The 18,409-nt window shown below is 67.1% G+C and carries 15 protein-coding genes and 6 pseudogenes; 12 read left to right on the plus strand and 9 right to left on the minus strand.

Annotated elements, in window-relative coordinates:
- Positions 1-13: 13 nt before the first annotated feature.
- From OHB49_RS44070 to OHB49_RS44085, 4 genes are all read right to left on the minus strand, one after another.
- The gene (locus OHB49_RS44070; protein WP_329167232.1) at positions 14-1,717 is read right to left on the minus strand and encodes an aldehyde dehydrogenase family protein; all 1,704 of its coding nucleotides are present in this window, start codon (positions 1,715-1,717) and stop codon (positions 14-16) included.
- Positions 1,718-1,761: 44 nt separating this feature from the next.
- The gene (locus OHB49_RS44075) at positions 1,762-1,995 is read right to left on the minus strand and encodes a hypothetical protein (protein WP_329167233.1); all 234 of its coding nucleotides are present in this window, start codon (positions 1,993-1,995) and stop codon (positions 1,762-1,764) included.
- Between the two features lie 454 nt (positions 1,996-2,449).
- The gene (locus tag OHB49_RS44080) at positions 2,450-2,947 is read right to left on the minus strand and encodes a tautomerase family protein (protein WP_329167234.1); all 498 of its coding nucleotides are present in this window, start codon (positions 2,945-2,947) and stop codon (positions 2,450-2,452) included.
- A gap of 62 nt (positions 2,948-3,009) precedes the next feature.
- Positions 3,010-3,573, minus strand: coding sequence for a TetR/AcrR family transcriptional regulator (locus tag OHB49_RS44085; RefSeq protein WP_329167235.1), 564 nt, complete (start codon positions 3,571-3,573; stop codon positions 3,010-3,012).
- A 147-nt stretch (positions 3,574-3,720) separates the two neighbouring features.
- Here OHB49_RS44085 and OHB49_RS44090 point away from each other — a divergent pair.
- The 3 pseudogenes from OHB49_RS44090 to ku form a co-directional block, all read left to right on the plus strand.
- A pseudogene (locus OHB49_RS44090) lies at positions 3,721-4,045 on the plus strand (site-specific integrase); the annotation flags it as partial.
- 155 nt (positions 4,046-4,200) lie between these two features.
- A pseudogene (locus OHB49_RS44095) lies at positions 4,201-4,434 on the plus strand (DUF5655 domain-containing protein); the annotation flags it as partial.
- A gap of 255 nt (positions 4,435-4,689) precedes the next feature.
- Positions 4,690-5,303, plus strand: a pseudogene (gene ku / locus OHB49_RS44100) (non-homologous end joining protein Ku); the annotation flags it as partial.
- A 181-nt stretch (positions 5,304-5,484) separates the two neighbouring features.
- Here the strand turns inward: ku and OHB49_RS44105 are convergent.
- Entirely contained in the window at positions 5,485-5,877 is a 393-nt protein-coding gene (locus OHB49_RS44105) for an excalibur calcium-binding domain-containing protein (protein WP_329167236.1), read from the minus strand.
- Positions 5,878-6,112: 235 nt separating this feature from the next.
- Between OHB49_RS44105 and OHB49_RS44110 the strand changes: the two genes are divergently transcribed.
- From OHB49_RS44110 to OHB49_RS46100, 4 genes and pseudogenes are all read left to right on the plus strand, one after another.
- Entirely contained in the window at positions 6,113-6,997 is an 885-nt protein-coding gene (locus tag OHB49_RS44110; protein ID WP_329167238.1) for a hypothetical protein, read from the plus strand.
- A gap of 80 nt (positions 6,998-7,077) precedes the next feature.
- Complete coding sequence (locus OHB49_RS44115; protein ID WP_329167239.1) at positions 7,078-7,401, plus strand: hypothetical protein; 324 nt, start codon at positions 7,078-7,080, stop codon at positions 7,399-7,401.
- Complete coding sequence (locus tag OHB49_RS44120; protein ID WP_329167240.1) at positions 7,398-8,912, plus strand: hypothetical protein; 1,515 nt, start codon at positions 7,398-7,400, stop codon at positions 8,910-8,912. The genes OHB49_RS44115 and OHB49_RS44120 overlap by 4 nt, the downstream gene beginning before the upstream one ends.
- Before the next feature lie 1,663 nt (positions 8,913-10,575).
- A pseudogene (locus tag OHB49_RS46100) lies at positions 10,576-10,964 on the plus strand (IS256 family transposase); the annotation flags it as partial.
- Between the two features lie 232 nt (positions 10,965-11,196).
- Here the strand turns inward: OHB49_RS46100 and OHB49_RS44135 are convergent.
- Positions 11,197-12,128, minus strand: a protein-coding gene (locus OHB49_RS44135) for an IS5 family transposase (protein WP_443079727.1) whose coding sequence is annotated in 2 segments (ribosomal slippage) — positions 11,197-11,723 and positions 11,723-12,128 — 933 coding nt in all. Because the reading frame shifts where the segments join, the coding sequence is not laid out codon by codon here.
- Positions 12,129-12,187: 59 nt separating this feature from the next.
- Between OHB49_RS44135 and OHB49_RS44140 the strand changes: the two are divergent.
- The 3 genes and pseudogenes from OHB49_RS44140 to OHB49_RS44150 form a co-directional block, all read left to right on the plus strand.
- A pseudogene (locus OHB49_RS44140) lies at positions 12,188-12,364 on the plus strand (IS256 family transposase); the annotation flags it as partial.
- A 48-nt stretch (positions 12,365-12,412) separates the two neighbouring features.
- Complete coding sequence (locus OHB49_RS44145) at positions 12,413-12,787, plus strand: YybH family protein (RefSeq protein ID WP_329167242.1); 375 nt, start codon at positions 12,413-12,415, stop codon at positions 12,785-12,787.
- Between the two features lie 352 nt (positions 12,788-13,139).
- Positions 13,140-13,698, plus strand: a pseudogene (locus OHB49_RS44150) (flavoprotein).
- Between the two features lie 342 nt (positions 13,699-14,040).
- Here OHB49_RS44150 and OHB49_RS44155 read toward each other — a convergent pair.
- A complete protein-coding gene (locus OHB49_RS44155) occupies positions 14,041-14,427 on the minus strand; it encodes a hypothetical protein (RefSeq protein ID WP_329167243.1) in 387 nt (128 codons plus the stop codon).
- Positions 14,428-14,788: 361 nt separating this feature from the next.
- Here OHB49_RS44155 and OHB49_RS44160 point away from each other — a divergent pair, with 361 nt between their 5' ends.
- Positions 14,789-15,118, plus strand: a complete 330-nt coding sequence (locus OHB49_RS44160) for a hypothetical protein (RefSeq protein ID WP_329167244.1) — start codon at positions 14,789-14,791, stop codon at positions 15,116-15,118.
- Positions 15,119-15,608: 490 nt separating this feature from the next.
- Here OHB49_RS44160 and OHB49_RS44165 read toward each other — a convergent pair whose 3' ends face one another.
- Positions 15,609-16,367 (minus strand): hypothetical protein, encoded by a 759-nt coding sequence (locus OHB49_RS44165; protein ID WP_329167246.1) that lies wholly within the window; start codon positions 16,365-16,367, stop codon positions 15,609-15,611.
- A gap of 267 nt (positions 16,368-16,634) precedes the next feature.
- Positions 16,635-16,910: a transposase gene (locus OHB49_RS44170; protein ID WP_329167248.1), complete on the minus strand. Its 276-nt coding sequence runs from the start codon at positions 16,908-16,910 to the stop codon at positions 16,635-16,637.
- A gap of 13 nt (positions 16,911-16,923) precedes the next feature.
- On the opposite strand from OHB49_RS44170, the gene OHB49_RS44175 reads away from it, so the two are divergent.
- Positions 16,924-17,394, plus strand: coding sequence for a transposase (locus OHB49_RS44175; protein ID WP_329167249.1), 471 nt, complete (start codon positions 16,924-16,926; stop codon positions 17,392-17,394).
- Positions 17,395-18,409: the final 1,015 nt, after the last annotated feature.

The raw sequence follows: 18,409 nt of genomic DNA on the forward strand, positions 1-18,409 counted from the left end.
GAGCGCTTCCTGTTCAGCCGCGGAGCGCGGAGGCGAAGATGGCCGGCAGTTGGGCGAGGCCGGGGGCGGTGGTGAAGCGGGTGACGCGTTCGAGGGTGGTGCGGCCGGTGCGGTTGGTGACGAAGTACGGCGGGCGGGGGGACAGCGACGGCGATCCGGTGAACAGGCCGCGTGGCGCGGGGGCGAAGGGGGCGCGCACCACGGTCTTTTCGATGTCCTCCAGCATGAAGGCGTTGTTGACGAATCCGATGCCGCTGCCGATGTCCTGCCGGGTGTGACCGGGGTAGGCACCCCAGGGGGTGTATCCGAGCAGGAGGTTGACGGCGGACCAGCAGTTGACGCCGAGGGTTCCGTAACGCAGTTCCGCGATTGCCCGCTGCACCACCGCACGGTGGTTCTTCTCGGTCCTCGGGTGGACGATGAGGGTCGCACCGAGTGTGCCGGGCAGGGTGCCGTTGGCGAAGTCGACGGCGTGGCTCAGGAATTCGGCCGGGGTGTCGCCGGGGAGGCGTACCACGCCCAGGGCGCTGGCGAAGACCTCTCCGGTGAGCAGCGAGTCGTCGTGGTCGGCGATGTCCGGTATCAGGAGTCGGCAGCCGTCGCCGTGGCTCTCGGCCTCCGGGTGGGCCTTGAGGACCGCGGCCAGCCGCTGCTCGGCGCCGGGATAGTAGTCGGTGCGCGGCGGCAGTTCGCGCAGCACCTGCCGGATCTCCTCCAGCAGCCGTTCGGTGCCGTCCCACTCCCGGGGCAGGACGAGGATCTGGCTGGCGATGCAGTTGTGGCCGGAGTTGTTCATCTTGCTGGTGACGATGTGTTCGGCCTGGAAGCGGAAGTCCGCCGCGCTCCAGGGGCCGGGGGTCACGATGCAGGGGCTGACCCCGCCCAGCTCGCTGGTGAACGGCTTGGCGATCAGCGGCCGGTCGTCGCGTCGGCGCTGGTCGGCCTGCTCGTCGGTGCCCCAGACGATGGCGTCGTGGGTGCGGTCGCTGCCGGTCACATGGATGGTGTCCACGCCGTCGTGGGTCGTGAGGTACGCACCTTCGGCGGCACCGCCGTCGATGAAGCGCACCCAGCCGCGCTCGATGAACTCGATGAAGATCCGCTCGAAGTGCGGACGCAGATAGGCGTTGACCGGGTTCATCTTGGCGACGACGACCTGGCCCTCGCCGTACAGCTTGTGCAGGATGTCGACCGCGGTCAGCGCGGCGACATTGCCCGCGCCCAGGACGAGCGCCACACCGGCGGACTCGGCACGGCCGCGGCACTGCCCGGCCCGGTCCCGCACCTGCTCGGCGATGGTGCCGGGCAGCATCCGCACCCGGGCCGAGAACCCGTTCAGCAGGACGCGGTCCCAGCCGGTGGCGGGGAAGACGTCCACCCAGGTGCGGCCGCCCTCCTCGTGCACCGCGCGGGCGGGCAGCGGATCCTGGCCGGTGGCTATCCGGCGCAGTACGTGCAGGCGGGCGCCGACGATCTGGGCCAGCACCCAGGGGCCACCCGCCCAGTCCTCGGCGGCCCACGGGGAGTCGGGAGCGTACCCCTTGGCGCGGGCACCGGCCGCGGCCAGTTCGGCCGCGCCGTCGAATATCCGCGGCATGAGCCGCTCCAGCAGGCCGATCCGCTCGGCGAGCGGTGTCTCGGCCCAGGACACGGCGTTCTGGCGCAGTTCGCTCAGGGCTCGGTCGAGGGCAGAGGTGTCGAGGATGCTGCTGTTCACGTCACTCCTTTGTGATGGCGAGCAGGTGGAAACGGAGCGGGATGTCACGCGAGCAGGCGGCGTGCGTCGCGGGCGGGATCGATGAGGAGCAGCACTCCCGTGAGCAGCACGGTGTGCTGGTAACCGACCGCGCTCTGAGTGCCGACCAGGCGGCCGGTCAGCGTCGGAGCGATCGGCCCGGCCAAGGTCACCACCGCGCTCATCAGCCCCGGGGCGCCGCCGAACCGTCGGCCGGGCACGAGTACGGCGATCGTGGTCGCCGCGATACTCCCCATCACCCCGCATAACCCGGACCCGACCACCAGGAGCGCTACGGTCACCGGGCCGCGCGGGAACACCGGCATCGCCAGGCAGGCCGGCGCGCACACGCGAAGCGTGATGCCGCCGACCCGCGCGCGGGCCCACCGGCTGCTCACACCACGCCGCAGCAGCCAGCCGGTCAGCCCGGCCTTGCCCCAGCAGGGCGACAGCGCTGACCGCCCACCGCGCGACGATCAGGTTCGCCGCGGTGGTGTGCTCGGGCGTTCTGGGGTTCTCCCGAAATGACAACCCGCAGGTCGCGACGTCGTCGTTGATCCACCTGCGTGGGATTTCACATCGAGATAGTGATCTGTCCACACCGAGGTGGCCGCGACCTCCCACTCCGCCACCTGCTGCGACGCCCCTCTGCGGCAAGCAGCAGAGAGGGGCGTCAGTACGACCTGCCGACGTAGGTCGAGGCCTGGCGGGTGCTCAGGCGGTGAGGACGCCTCGTTCCTGGCGGCTCTCGGCGATGCGGTACTCCGCGACGCGACGGCCCTTTTCAGCATCGCCGATGGCCGCGCCTAGGATGTCGCCGAGGCCAGAGGCGTTGCCTGATGCACCCCAGTGGCCCTCGGGAATCTCCAGCGGGAAGACCCAGACCCGGTGATGGGCCTCCTCGTCCCCCGAGCCCTCGGCACGCACGACGGCTTCGGTGACCTCGGAGATGAGCTGCTGCTTCTTGTCTGCGCCGTTCAGTTGCCCCTCCGGCACCCTGGCTATGACCCGGTAGTGCGGCTTGTCGGGGGTGGCGCCGCCGACGAAGACCTCGGGCCGGTGCAGGAAGAGCCAGGAGATCTGGCGCGCGAAGGCGTTCGACGGGTCGGCGCCCTCGGCGCGCAGCAGGATCGAGGTCAGCTCGTCCATCAGGGTGCGTTCGGCGTCCGGGGCGATCGCGCCGGCGGGAATGTAGACGTCAAGCATGGGCATGGGGAACTCCTTCATTGAGGGGCGCACCGGCGTGCGGTGCTGGGACAGGTGCGGTGGCGGGGTCAGACCAGCGCCGTCAGCTCGGCGATGACCTCGTCCAGCGGCGCGGTGCTGCGCTGCGCGCGGGCCAGGATGACCGCGCCCTCGATGGAGGCGACGGTGAGCGTGGCCAGCGCGGCCGCTCGCTCCTGCGGGACCCCGTGCGCGGCCAGCAGGTCGCGGTACTGCTCGTGCCAGCCGGTGAACACCTTGCGAGCGATCTCGGCGGCGGCGGGGACCTGGTCGCCGCCACCGACGGTCAGCGCGACGATCGGGCAGCCCGAGCCGTAGTCGCTGGCGGTCAGCAGCGACCGCCAGAACTCGGCCAAGTGCGCGAGCGCCTTCCGCGGGTGCACCGGACCGTCGTCCTGCTGGAGGAACGCGGACATGCGCTCACCAGCAGCGCGGGCCGCGGCAGTGATCAGCTCCTCCCGGCCGCCCGGGAAGTGGTGGTAGACCGACCCGCGCGGCGCCCCGCTGTCGGCGAGCACGCCGTCGATCGTGATGCCAGCCGCACCGCGGGTGGCCAACAGCTTGACCGCGCTGTTGACCATCCGCTCCCGACTACTGACCTTGCCCTGGGGCATCGGTGCCTCCTTCCATCTATATTGAATATGACAGAACCCATAATTTTGCGCAACGGGCACCCGCTCCGCTCGGAGGCCCGTATGACCGAGCTGGCGATGCCCCCCGTCGAGCCCGCCGACGCCACGGGCGCATCCGGCGCCGGGGCCATCGGCGTTCTGGTCCGCGTCATAGAGCAGGCGGTTCGTGACGGCATCATCAAGGTCAACCCAGCCCGTGTCACCGGCTGGCAAAAGCTCTACAAGCAAGCCGCTCGTCCAACTGGCTGAAGCTCTCGTGGCTGCCCACGACCAGCAACACTGCTGGGGAGACGTCGTCCTCTTCACTGCGTGCGCTGCCGCACGAATCGGCGACGCCTCCGGATGCCGCGTCGGAGACATTGACACCAGCCAGTGGATCTGGACCGTGCGGCGCCAGACAACCCCTGCACCCGGTGGCTTGGCTGACAAGCGCACCAAGGGCAAGCGGGCACGCCCCGACCAGGGGGACGGACAGGGGCGCCAGGTCTCGAGATACCTCCATGGCCGACGCAACGAGGTCTCGTCCACAAGGTCACTGACCTGCGAAAACTCCGCCACTAGTTCAGTCAACAGGTCATCAACCAGGGCCTGTTCTACCTCTCGTGGCTGATGGACCACCGGGCGGAGTTCGAGCACTTGGTCCGTGACCGGCTCGGGGCTACGGCCGCGTCCCAGGTGCTGTGGAGCGGACCGCGCCTGATCTGTATCGCCGGCGATTTCACGTGCTACGACGCTCACGCGGTGCGCGAGTATCGTCGCTCGATCGACCTGGTCCGCTACCGACTCTTCGGTAGCGATCTACTCGGTCTTGAGACTGTGGCGTCCGTGAGCGGTGGTACGCAGGCCACGGTGCCGGGGACAGTCGCCGTGGTACTCAGGACGAAATCCTTGCCCATCCCCGGACCGCCCGCCGGGGTGAAGGACGCGTACCTGCGCCAGGTCCCGGACTTCAGCGCGGCCAGGGGAGCACTCCAGGCGCCGTCGGCGGCCATGGTCGGGTGGACGTGCTGAAAACCGGTCAACTCGCTGCGGATGGCGTAGGAGTGCAGGCGCTTGGTCTGCTCGACGCTGAAGTGGGTCACCGGCTTCCCGTCGGGGCTGCCGGTCACGGACGAGGAGCTCGACCAGATGCCGCTGCCCACGGCGAAGGCCATCGAGATCCTGGCATTCGTCGACCGTGAATCGATCGACCCCGTCCATATCACAGACAGCTATTATCTTTCGGCAGACTGCGCCGTGGCCGCCAAGCCCTACGTGCTTCTGCGCCGCGCCCTGGAGCGGAACTCGAAGGCGGCCATCGCCAAATTCGCGTGGCACAACCGGGAGCGCCTCGGTCTGCTGAGCGTCCGCGACGATGCCCTGGTCCTGCACTCGATGAAGTGGCCGGATGAGGTGCGCTCGCCTTCCGGGCTGACCCCGGATGCCGTCGACCTGGACGACGACGAGATCCAGCGGGCCATCGAACTGATGGACTCCATGACCACCGACGACATCAGCGGCTACCGCGACCACTACCGCGAGGCACTGGAAGAGCTCATCGCCGCCAAATCGGACGGCCAGGAACTACCCCAGCCGACTGGGGCCAGGCGCAGCAGCCCGGCCAGGTCGTCGATCTGTTGGCAGCCCTGAACGCGTCCGTGCAGAGGGCTAAAGAGTCCCGCGGCGCGTCGGACGAACACGCCACCGTCCACGAGATGAAGCCCCGCAAGAAGGCGGATGAGGTTGTCGTGAATGTCGATCAGTCGGCCCCGTTGATCCGGGTCAGGTCGGAGCAGTGAGCATCTGACACAAGCGTGTTCGTGGATGCAGGCGGTGGCCCTACCAGGCGCCACAGAGCAAGCCCACTGACGAACTGGGGACGGAAGAGCCCCCCTCTGTCCAACCGAGTGCGGGTCACCCCCAGTCGCACCCAATCCCGTCTCCATCGCGGTCCAGGTGCGGGCCGTAGCCAGGCTCTCCCTCACGCACCGGGGCGGCACCGGCCGCCCGCGCCTCGGCGCAGTTCGCGAACTGCTCTCTCTGCTCGTGGTATCTGCCGCCAGGACTCAGATCGACCGTGATGGTGTACGTGCCTTCAACGACCTCGGGCTTCCCTTTCAGCTTCAGCGAGTACCGGATCTCGTCCTCGCCCCGGAACTCTGTCCGAGGCGTGTACGTGACCGTGCCGTCGCTCTGGCTACCATTCGCAATCGTCGCGGCCGATCCCGTACACACCGCCCTCCCAGTCCTTGGCCTTCCTGAGAACTTCGAGCGTATCGAGCAAGCCCTCAAGAGCTGAGCACGCACGGCGATGCGGTGCGCGCACGGGACATGGCGCGGCGCACCAGCCCGGAGCCGGGGGCTGCCTCGTGATGGTCACCAGCCGGCGACATATCGCAGCCCTGGACGGCGCCACCCCGCTGCCGCTGGACACCCTCCCGCCCGGCGACGCGTCTTCCCACCACTTCTCGCGCAGGCGCCGCACCTCTCGCCACCGCCAGCGGGCAGTCGGGCGTCCTGGGCGGCTGGAGCGCTTGTCCGCTTGGTTAAGTCCACTCGCTGGTACTGGTGTTGGGGCGTCCTAGCGCTGGTCATGGTGCTCGTCGCCGGTCTGATGACCTTTGTGCTCTGGCCACGCGAGAAGACGCCCCCGCAGATGGCCTCGGCGGCCACGAAGAGCCTGCGTGCCTGGCGCGGGGTCACCTATGCGGGGACCACGGTGAACGGCAACGGCGCGATCATCGGCTTCCGTCTGACGGTCGCCCGCGACGGCACTACGTACGAAACCCTGAGCCGTGACTCGGGGGCATACGCGGAGCTCGCTGTGAGCCCCAAGCAAACCCTTCTGCGCGGCAACAGCCAGTGGTGGTTCGAGCACGAGCCGGGCAGCGCCGAAGCGCTGGCCACCATCTGGGTGGCCGACCCGCCGCAGGGGGTGATCGGCCTGGCCGAGCTGTCCCGGATGACTCCGACGGCGCTCGCCGACACCCTCTCGGGCAAGGACACCGACGGTCCGTCCGGGCGGCCGTCCACGTGGCGCCAGAGCGGGGCCACGTCGGTGAACGGCCGTCCGGAGAAGGTACTGACCGACGGCATCCTGCGCTTCGTGGTGAGTGCGTCCCCTCCGTACCAGCCGCTCTCGGTCGGCCTGCCGGGTTCCGCTGGATCTCAAGGAGCCGCCACACCCGAACCTGCGCCGGACGCCTCGGATGCGCGCACTGCCGTCTTCCGCTCCGGCCCGCAGGACGGTGCCGCACGGTCCGTGGGCCATGTGCAGTCCGCAGGTCACGTGCCGGCGGCGGCCGGTGAGCCCTCGCCCGCCCCGGCCCTGTCGTCCGCGGTCAGCGAGCCGACGCGGCCCAGGTGCAGAGCACAACGGAGAACGTACGCCAGGTCGACACCTCGCACGAGCAGGCCGAACCACTGAGCCAACGTGTGGCGGCCCAGACGGCCGTGGCCGTACAGCTCACGGCATCGTTCTGCAGCACTCCGAGCTGCCCGGCCACCGTGAACGTGACCAACCAGGGCACCGCTCCGACCAGCGGCACAGTGATCCTGACCGTAGCCGGACAGACGCCGCTGAACAGTCCTGTTTCCGTGCCTCCCGGCGGAAGCCGCACGCTGACGGCTACGGCGACGAATACTGCACCGCCCGGCCAGACGATCCAGGTGAACTGGTCCGCAGTCTTCTACGAAGCGAGCGTCATGGGCGACGACCCGGCGCTCGTCAAAAGGCTGATGGGCCGCGGTTTCAAGCTCAATGAGCCACTGGGCGACCAGCGGGCCAACGAAGCAAAGGCAAGTCCGTCCTGCAGCTCCTCGACGCCATGACGGCCGATATCGGCCCGCGGACCAGCCCCGAGGTCCGCGAGAGCCGGCTCAGCAATGTCGGCAAGACGGTGGCCAATCTGAAGCAGCAGGGAGCGTTCGAGCCGTTCTACGACCTAGCCGTGAACACCGACAACCTGAGAGTTTCCGGCGAGAGCGGCATTACCGAACTGGCAGACAAGACCGCCCAGCTCTCCTTCTCCGACCGGCGGACGCTGCAGTATGCGAGCGATCTGGCGCGCGCGGGGAACCAGGTTGTCTGGGGTAACACCTACAAACCCGAGGGTTCCACGGACGGGTACAAAGCCGACCTCCAGAACCTGACCGGCAAACAGACCATCCAGTACAAGGCCGTGTCCGGGGGCACGGACGCGGTCGTGACCGACTTCGCGAAGGCGGTCGGCGAACTGTCCGGTACCGGGGTGGTCCCGCCCGGCTTCGACAAGGTCGCCTGGATCGACATCGACCCGAACGCCTCCACCGTCCTGGCCGGCAGTGACCGGCAGGCACTGGCGAAGGAGTTCAAGAGGCTCAAGCTCGACAAGTACTGCAACGGCGCGGGCGGGCCCGCTTTCGACGCGGCCGTGTTCACCACCTATCCGCCCGGCCCGGATGGCACCCCGCAGCGTACGAACAGCGTATTCACCTGCAACGAGCTGCTGAGCAGCGCCGTCGACCACCACAAGTACATCCACGACGAGATGGTCTGGAAGGCCAGGTACGACCCGGTCTGGTACTCCGGCAACTACATCAGCGACGGCCGCCGAAGGAGCGAGACCACCACGGAGAACGGCGTCGCGCTGCCGAAACTCGCCAAGGACAACGAGAACCACTGGATCTCCAAGGACAAGCTGCCCTCGGCCCCCGGGGCGAAGCTGTCCCCCGCGAAGTCCGTCGGCCCGGGCTCGGTCGGCGACGGAAAACGGAGCGACCTGCTCAACAAGGTCGCTGACCATCGCAAGACGTCGGTGGATCTCACCAACGCGGAGCGGAAGTTCCAGAAGAATGAGACCGCGGCCAATGGGCAGACACGCGACAAGGCACTGAAGCGCTACCGGAAAGAGCTAGGCGTCACACCCAACAACAGCTCCATCTCCGAGCGGCTCGGCGAGAGCGCGGCACGCTACCACGTCATTCCGGAGGAATTCCCGGGAGCCCAGTGGATCCCCGTGCCCAAAACCCCCAATGGTGCCGATAGGTTCGACCAGCTGTACCTGCTCAAGGACGGCACGCTGCTCATCGTCGAGGCCAAGGCGCCATCGAGCGCCCTCGGCTGGCGTCAGGGGAAGGGCCGTTACAAGAACAAGATGGTCCAGCAGATGACCAGGGAGTACGCGGAGACGATCATCGAGGCGATGAAAGAGCGTGAGAAGAAGTCCCCGCGGGACGGCGAGCTGGCGAACGACCTGAAGGAGGCGCTGGACCACGGCAAGCTCCGCTACGTCCTCGTGAAGGCAAAGGATGGCGGCAGCTCCTACGCGGGTGGCACCCTGCAAGAAAGCGTCATCAACTAGCCCGGCACTGTGGGCAAGCCCTGGCTGCAGTGGCGCGGCGTGCCCCACGCGTTTCTCTCGTACTGCGCAAACGTGGCCCTAATCGGCGGCCTCCGGGTGCCGGCATCCTGGGCGGCTGGCCCGAGCCCTTCCTCCCCGGCCCGCGGGCCGTGCCCCTCACTGTTCGGAGCACCGCGCCCGCGGGCTGGAGCGTTCCCAGGGGCTGCAGATGGCTCGAGCTGCACCCCGGATCCAGCCAATGTGCGGCAACCGTGCGGGAGAGCTGCTCGGGCTTGACGCGCTTGTCGATCGGAGCGCTAACCGTCGCCCAGCGCTGCAGACACCCGGCGCGAACGTGCCCGATGATCCCTTTCAACCGTCGATGGGTAGGGCTGGGGTCGGGTAGCGGCTGGTTCAGCAGGGCTGTGAGTTCCTGGCGTAGCTCACGGTCACCGAGACCCCGGTCGGGGCCGATCAGAGCCCGGAGTTCGTTCCGCTGCCAGTCATACGCAGAGGCCGCAAGAACACCGTGTGCTAGCCAGTACCCTGCTTCCCACAGTTCTTCCAACGCCAGAACGGACCCCACTCGTCGCCGCGTTCGCCGAGTACGGCCGTGTCCGACGGACGGAACACCCGCTCAATGACAACGGGCAGTGGCTCGTCGGGATGGATCCCCGGCTCGGGACAGTAGGCGATGTTCCTCCACCCACGCTGCCGGCCGCGCCAGGAATCGTTTGCTCTCACCTGCCGAAACCCACGTGCTTTGTTCGTTCGGCGGCTGTTGGCATAGGCACGCTCGTCAGCGAACCGTCGGGGCCGTAACGACCTGTTCCGTCGTGCGCTGCCCCGGTGGGTGGATTCTCTACCGCGGTAAGGCCCGCTGCGACTCGTCAGGCGACTGGACAGCCTGGTGTCCTGCCTCATCGGACCTTGACCGGTTTCACCGATTCCTAGTGTGGCTCGTCAAGCCGCCGGCAGATTGACCGATGGCTGTAGTGGCGAGTAGGACACTATTCCTGCCGCGCCAGGCGGTCTCGCCAGGTTGGGGCGTCGTTGATTCGCCCTTGCGGGTTGAACCCGTTCAAATCTAGTGGGAACATCCTGCTCAACTGTTCCGGGAGGGCGAGGATGTGGAACAAGGCAGCGTGTCAGGGAGCGACGAGTGTAGGGAGCTCAGTTGGGCTCGTCTCGGCGTCCCTGTTGTGGGCGACAGTGATTGCTTTCAGCCCTTGGCTGCCAGCGACCATGGGCATCGCGGATCTGACAGGCGTTACCGTCCTTCTGAGCATGCTGCTCTGTGGCATTGTGTCTTCCTTGTTGTTGGGGGGTCTCCTCGGACGTGCTCGCGCCTGCTGGGCACTCGCAACATGTAGCGCCTTGGGGCCGACCCTTTGGATACTCGACTTCACGTCCTTCAGCGATCCCGACGTCCATTCATCGGATTCGGTGGCGGTCGCCTTCGTGGGCGGTTTGGCCTTGGGGTTTGTCAGTGCCCCTCTGGTGGGGGGTGCGATTGCGGGCCGGTGGCGCAGTCGTCGCCATGCAACTCGATGAGATTGGGCGGCGACTTTGCAACACGGGTTCACAGTGCAGGTCGCGACGGACGCGAGCCTGGTCGGTGATGACGGCCGCGTCCTTGGCGTCGGTCTTGCCCTCACCACCCGCATCCGAGCCAGGCACGCCCCTGCTCAGCGTAGTGAACGCCGACGGATCCACCGAGTCCGGATCCTTGATCGACGAGATCGTCCGGGAGGGCGCCCGGCGGATGCTCGCCGCCGCGCTGGATGCCGAAGTCAACCAGCGCATAGCTGAGTTGGCCGCAGAGACGGATGGGCCGGGAGCCGCCTCGGTCCGCAACGGCCACCACCGGTCCCATGCGGTGACCATCGCCGCGGGTCCGTCGAGGTCACGGCCCCGCACGTGAACGACAAGCGGGTGGACGCGGCCACCGGTGAGCGGATGCGGTTCTCCTCGAAGATCCTGCCGCCGTGGTGAAGCAAGTCACCCAAGGTCAGCGAGGTGCCGCCACTCCTCTACCTGCACGGACTGTCGTCCGGGGACTTCCTGCCCGCAGGAGATCTACAACGCCGAGGACCGCGCACACGCCGAGTAGGCGGTCGAGCCGTGCGCCAAGACATACGGCGCCAAGTTCCCCGAGGCCTTCGCGAAGATCACCGAAGACCGGGAGGACCTGCTGGCGTTTCTACGACTTCCCGGCCAAGCTCTGGATCCACCAGCGGACCACGAACCCCATCGAGTCGACCTTCTCCACCGTCAACTCCGCACCTAGGCACTGTTTCTCGGATCATGTTCGGAGCCAGATCATGATGGCTGCGAGGGTGACGGTTCCGAGGTAGATGTAGGCGCGTTTCTCGTAGCGGGTGGCGACGGCGCGGAAGCCTTTGAGTCGGTTGATGGCGCGTTCGACGGTGTTGCGTTTCTTGTAGCGCTCGCTGTCGAACCCGGTGGGCCGGCCGCCTCGAGAACCTCGGTTCTGCCGGTGTCTTTGCTGGTCGAGACGTTCGGGGATGGTGTGCCGGATTCCGCGTCGTCGTAGGTAACGGCGGTTCTTCCGGGACGTGTAGGCCTTGTCCGCCAAGACATGGTCGGGTCGCGTGCGGGGCCGTCCGACTCCGGTGCGGGGCACGGAGACCTGCTCCAACACACGCTCGAGCTGCGGGCCGTCACCGTAGTGTCCGGGCGTCAGGACGAAAGCGAGGGGGCGGCATCGTCCCTCGGCGACGAGGTGGATCTTGGTGGTGAAGCCGCCGCGGGAACGTCCCAGACACTCGCCGATCTGACCACCTCCTCCAGCCGGACGGCCAGTCTCCGCAGCACCGGATCGACCTGGTTCGTCCCCCGGCCGGCCCCCTTTTCAGGGACCGCGGCCGCCGACGCTTTCCTCGCGCCGGCGGCGTGCTGGTGGGCCCGCACCGCCGTCGAGTCCACCGACACATCCCAGTCGATCCCGCCCGCGGCGTCCTCGGCAGCCTGGATGCGAGACAGCAGCATCTTCCAGGTTCCATCAGCTGACCAGCGACGATGCCGCTTATAGACCGTTTCCCACGGCCCGAACCGCTCCGGCAGATCCCGCCACTGCACACCCGTCCGCACCCTGTAGAGAACCCCGTTGATCACCCGCCGATGATCGCTCCACCGACCCCCACGCGCACCACCACGAGGTAAGAACGACTCCAGCCGATCCCACTCCGCATTCGTCAGATCCCCACGGCCCATGCAGCCAGCCTGACCCCAACACCCCACTCACGTCCGGAGATCCGAGAAACAGTGCCTAGGTCACCCGAGGCACCGGCAGCCCGACCGCAACCCTGGCGATGGTGTTCAAACTCGTCGAATCCGCCCAGACTCGCCGGCGCGCGGTCAACGGCGCCCACCTTGTCGCCTTGGTCCGCGCCGGTGCCAAGTTCGAAAACGGCATCTTCGTCGAGCGAGAGCAAACCACGGCGGCCTGAAAGCCCCTGCCGCTTGTCGCTCCGCGATAGAGAGAAGAGGACCAGTCCATGCCCGAACACACTGCCCCGCTCGCCGAGTTCATGCGCACCTATGAGCAGGCCACCAACAGCCACGACATCACCCAGCTCGTCCCGCTGATCGCTCCCGGAGCCGTCTACTGGTTCTCCGACGGATCGCATCGCGGCCGCGAAGCCATCCTCTCCGCCATCGCCAACACGTTCGCAACCATCCGCGACGAGATCTACCAGATCGACGACCTGGAGTGGATCGCCCACAGCGATGACCACGCGATATGCCGCTACCGGTTCACCTGGACCGGAACCATCAACGGCCAGCCGCGATCGGGAAGAGGCCGCGGCACCAACGTGCTCGTCAACAACGCCGGAACCTGGCAGATGCTCCACGAACACCTCAGCGCATAACCAGGCGGCAGCACCGATCCACAGGAATTGACAATTGCTTGTCTCGAACCGCCGACATCTGCTTTGTAAGTTCAATTCGAGTGCCCGCGTGGAGGCCAGTTCTCTGTATCGGACGACCGTTTGCGACTGCCCAAGGTTGCTGGTGTCCGCTGTCGTTGATGTCAGCGTTGGATGTCAGAGGCCTAGCTCTAGCCGATTCGGTCAATGGCGGTCATACAGGCCACTCTGAGGCCTCTGGAGGGTGCTGCCGACCGGGAGGGGTTGCTGTGGTTGCGGTACTTCTCTGCTGTACTGCTGGCCGAGGGACGGGCCGATACGGGGCGGTGGAACGGTGAGCCGAGGCAGTCGCGGAGTGCTGGGAGTCGTGGGTACGGCAGCCGATGGGGTAGAGCAACTACGCACCGGTCTGGTCGAACCAGCGATCGCCCTCGGCTGGCAGGTAGCAGTGACCCTGACCCCGAATGCCGGCCGATGGCTGCGGGCAAACGGCGAACTGGATCGCCTGGAGCAGCTGACCGGCCTCCCGGTCCGGGACACTCCCCGCCTGCCGGCCGAGACTCGCCCCCACCCGGTTGTCGACTGCTACGTCGTCGCCCCGGCCAGCGCGAACTACGTTGCCAAGCTCGCAATGGGCATCGCGGACAACCAGGCACTGACACAGGTGAGCGAGGGGCACGATCGGCGTCCCCATCGTGTTGTTCCCGCGGGTCAACGCAGCACACGTACGGCACCCGGCATGGGATGGGCACGTCGCAACCCTACGGAAGGCGCCCGTAGAACTCATCCAAGGTCCTGACGTCTGGCCGCTCTATGAACCCCGCGAAGGGCCAGCGGATCGACAGCTCCCCTGGACCACGATCACGGAATCCATCCAGCACGTGACCGACCAGCCTGCTCTACACCCGCGTTAGTTCGATCCCTGGCGCGCTGACCGACGCCGCCCTACTGCTGTGCCAAGTCGCTCAGGGGTGCCACTGCACCCCAGTGTTGATCAGCCATCGATGTCAGGATCGGAACAACTGCGGGTATGGGCAGGATTCCAGGGGATCGTCCCAGCGCCCTGGCCCGTCCAAGACCTGAGCTTGGGAATCACCGGCCGATCAAGCTACCCCAGGGCCCTGACCTGTGCGTAAGCGTGCCTTTACTGAGCTGGGCTACGCGTCGAAGTAACCGCTGTTGCCCCCTCTTCCCCACCTGTTCTGGCACGTATCTGGCACGGCTGCCACGAGATGGGCACCGGCTCCCCCTCGTCGTCAGTCCTCTTCGGGAGGAATCAGGCGGTCGGCTCCCTCTGCGTCGTCCACATGGCCGGTGGCGTCGACGGTGATAGGAGTGGCCCGGCCCGTAGCTGTGATCAGCCATGCGAGCACCTGCTCGGTCAGCGGTGTCCCGTTGGGCCCCTCGTCCTCCCAGTGGGCGCGCCAACCACCACCTGGCACAGCGGCCACGACCCGGTCGGCTCGCTCCAGGTGAGAGAAGTCCGGGTAGTCCGTGACCGGGCGCAGCGCACCACGCTGGGGGTCGACGACGAGAGCCGTACCGGTGGTCTCGTCCCAGGTCTCCACAGCCACTGTGCGCCCGATCGCCAACTCCGTGCCGTTGAAGATGGCGAGCCAGCCCGTCAGGTTGAAGTAGCGCATAGGAAACATCGTCTCCCACACTCAACGTCGCCGTCTGGCCGGCCGCTCGTAGAAGGCACCTCGGCGACACCCGCTTTAGGAGTTCGATCGCGAGGCTTACATGGAGTCCTGGCGCTCCTACTGGTCCAGCGTTCGCGGTCGCTCAAGGCTGCCTGCGTACGCCGCCGTTGATGTCAGCTGGTGATGTCAGGTTGGTGGCTATACGGGCTCGCGCCGGGTATGCGCGGAGAGGGGCCGGACAGCTGGGACACTCACAGCGCCTTCAGCTACTTCGGGTCTGCCCAAAGCGGCCGTGATCGGAAAGCAATGAGACGGCCACCGAAGCCGGATTCGCTAGCATTCCGGGTATCGAGGGGGAGTCATGGCAGTGGGACACAGGGGATCACGGCGCATTGTCGTCGACAGCACGATCTACCGTTGGCGCCTGCGACGCAGGCCCACTTACAGCCAGGCTCTGTGCTGGTCTCCGTGCACCTACGCCGTGGAGCATGCGGGTCACCCCGGGACTACCCTCGTAGTCACCACGAATCAGCCCCACGCGAGCAACTGGTTCGGGCGGGAAGCCGAACCTGTACGGCCGGCCGACGTTGCCAGAGCGATCCAACTTGGACTCGGTCAAGGCTGGACCCCCACAGCCCCGGGCTCCCCGTTCCACCTTGACTTGTCCGCTGGCTACACGTCCTCCCTATGACAAGGTCAACGAGACCTGAGCTTGGGAATCACGGATCGCCTGAGAGCGATTGAGGCTCTGACCTGGGGAAACGGCCCCATCTAGAGTGAGCTGAGTAGTGTCTGAGTGGCTCGTGGTGACCGCTGTTGACCGGTCATTCTGGTGCCAATCTGGTGCGCTACGGCTCGTCCTCGACGGGCCTGGGAGGGGGCGGTCGTGGACGTCGTGTAACTGATGGAGTGGTTGGCCGAGCGAGGATGCTCGGTGATCTTCAAGGCTGATGGTGAGAGCGCGGACAGGGGCACCGTTGGATGGTGATCGTCTCCGGCGGCACTCTGGGGGCGGAGGGGTTCTTCAGGACTGACCTGTCGTCCGCCGAGGCGTGCGTTGAGGCCACACTCGAGCACTTGGCGAGCCGGCAGATTTCACCCTTCACCTGAGCTTGGGAAGGCGGAGCGCTGCTTTGTAAGAAGCTGTTATCTTTCCGATCAGGGGGACATCGGTTCGAGGATCAGCTGGCTGGACTGCCGTGCAGCCTGCTGAGGTCGTCAGAGCCGATGCGGCGTAGTTCAGGGTGGGCGACGTCGTCGTTGCCGATGACGATGCCTGCTCGCGTGGCCGGGTCGGTCTCGGCCAGGTACTGCCGACATGCTGCGTGGTAGCGGTTTTCGAAGGCATCCTCAGCCTGTTCAAGTCCACCGAAGAGCGCGGCGTCCCGCGTAGTGCCGCGCCGGCGGGCGACGAGGAAGCTGGTGTCAGCGAATACGACCTCGTCCCACAGGTGGGCCAGTTCGCTGCGCTGGAGGAAGCTGCCGTCCACAATCAGCACAGCGTCGGTCGGCGCGGTGACTGGGGGTTCGTCGATCTGCTGGTCGCTGGCCAGGTCAATGATGCGACCGCGGTAGCGGCGGTCGCCGCCCGGGCCCAGCGGTGCGAGTACCGTCCGTGCGAACGCGGGAAAGTCGTAGGCGTCCTGGTAGTAGCCGACTGCTGAGTCGCGGCCCTGCCGGTGGCGGTGGGCGCGCGGGTGGTGGAACCCGTCCATGGACAGGTGAATCGCGGGTCGGCCGCGACCGGCGACCGCAGATGCCAGCGCACGAGCCAGGGTCGTCTTCCCTGCGGCGGTGATACCGTCCACCGCGACCCGCAGCGGATGCCCGGGGTCCCGGGCCGCAAGGTGGTCAGCGATCCGGCCAATGACCTGGTCGCGGGTGGGCTGGCCCGAGTGACTGTCAGGCTGGGTCGCACTGGTCTTGATCAGTTCTGCCACCCTGCGGATCCTACAATCTGCTGGCGTCAGTAAGCGCCTGTATCTCTATCGATCAAGAGTGCGACTGTGATCGAAATGTCGGGCCGGGTGATCTTCGCTGGCGGGCGCACGAAGGCAGGGCCTCCGGTGCAGTACGAGGGTTGCTGACGCCCAAGTACCCGCCCAGGAGGCCCTGTTGTCGCAGTTCTACGCTGTGTCGCCGGCCGAGTTCAACTCGAGGCCGTCGGTGTGCGACTGTCTCGCGCATCGGTTCGGGAATGCGGCCGATCATCCGGACCGGGTTCGGGCGTACGGCACGGACATGGCGGACGCCGAGTGGGGCGAGGTCCGGGACGCGTTGCCAGTCCCGGCCTGGCTGGAGGGCCGGGGCGGGCAGCCCGAGGCGTACTCTCTGACCTTGCCGCGGAGACGGTCGTGGAGTTCGGCGATGAGCCCGCGCTCGCGCCAGCGGCGCAGAAAGGCGTAGACCCGGTCCCAGGGCGGGAAGTCGGCCGGCATCGCCCGCCACTTGATGCCGTTGTCGACGACGTAGAACGGAATCATCGACTCTCAGTCGGTGAAGGGGGCGGCGACTGTTGCGGCTGCGTCACGCGGCTACGACGGCGGAATGAAGATCAACGGTCGGAAGCGGCACGTCGTCACCGATTGCCTCGGCCTGCTCCTGGTGGTGATGGTGACCGCGGCCAGTGTCACCGACCGGGACGCGGCCCGACTGCTCCTGCCCCGCCTGCGGACACGGTTCACGAAGATCAGCCTGGTGTGGGCCGACGGCGGATACACCGGCGAGCTCGTCTCCTGGGCGAAGAGGAAACTCCAGCTCGCGTTGCAGATCGTCAAGCGCACCGACGACATGGAGGGGTTCGTGGTGTTGCCAAGACGGTGGATGGTGGAGCGCACTCTGGAATGGCTGCTCAACTCCCGTCGGCTCGCCCGGGACTACGAGAGCCGCTGCGACACCGCCGAAGCGATGGTCCACTGGTCGATGATCAGGCTGATGACGCGGCAGCTGGCCCGTCCGCGAGCCTGAACTTCCCCGACTGCGTGCGCTGCAGCCAGCCCCGCTCCGCCAGCCGACGGGCCCGCGAGCGCACCACCCCTCGATCTTCGAAGGCGTCAGCTCGATCCCCATCGCCTGCGCGATCTCCTTGCAGGCCATGGGTTCATGGCCTGCACTCCTCGCCTCGGCAAGCACCGCCAGGATCCGCTGATGCTCCACCGCCAGCGCACGAACGTCGAAACCCGCCCGCCACCGCGGCACGATCGATCCCGGCCGGGCCGCCACCACTGGCTTCGCCGACCTCCCTTCCGCCGCCACGGCCGGGTCGGACACCCCCGGCTCAGCGACGGAGACCACAAGCGCAGCCAACTCCGAGCCTTCCGCTGGATATTGCCCGGCCAGCACCCCACTGACCCGCCGCTGCGAGATCACCAGTTCCTGCCAGTCGGTCTCCGCCTCATGCAGCTCGGCAAGCAGACGGTCGGTCTGCTCGCGCAATACCTCCACCCGCTGCCGGGCGGCACGCTCCTCGTCCTCCAACAGCCCCATCACCGACGGCATCGACAGCACCCTTCCAAGCCGGGACAACACGACACGCCATCCCTGCCACAGGATCCCGGACACCATGCCTGACCAGCGGAAACCTACCGATCACGTACGGAAAGACAACAGCTTCTAAGGGCGGCGCCAATCACAGGACGTTCTTGGCTGGTCAGCAGCCGTACAACAGCGCCCAGCCTGTCAGTGGGTCTCTGCACCGCCTCGCACCCCGATTGACCGTGACTGACCGCTCGATCTGGCACGGATCTGGCACGCGCGGCGCCACGCAGGGACGCGCGATACGGCCGACCGCCGCCTGGTTGCCCCCTCGATTCGAACTACGGGCGGGACGGTCGCTGCGGTCTCCAGGGCACGTCAACCGGTCGTCTGGGGCCGGTGGTGGTCGGCCGGGGATGCGCTGGCTGCTGTACTTCGCTGCCGTACAGCACAACCTCACTGTGCCGGGTCCTCCCACGGGTCGTAGCGCTTGAAAGTCGTCTGTTCC

The sequence above is a fragment of the Streptomyces sp. NBC_01717 genome, assembly GCF_036248255.1.
Taxonomy (GTDB): Bacteria; Actinomycetota; Actinomycetes; order Streptomycetales; family Streptomycetaceae; genus Streptomyces.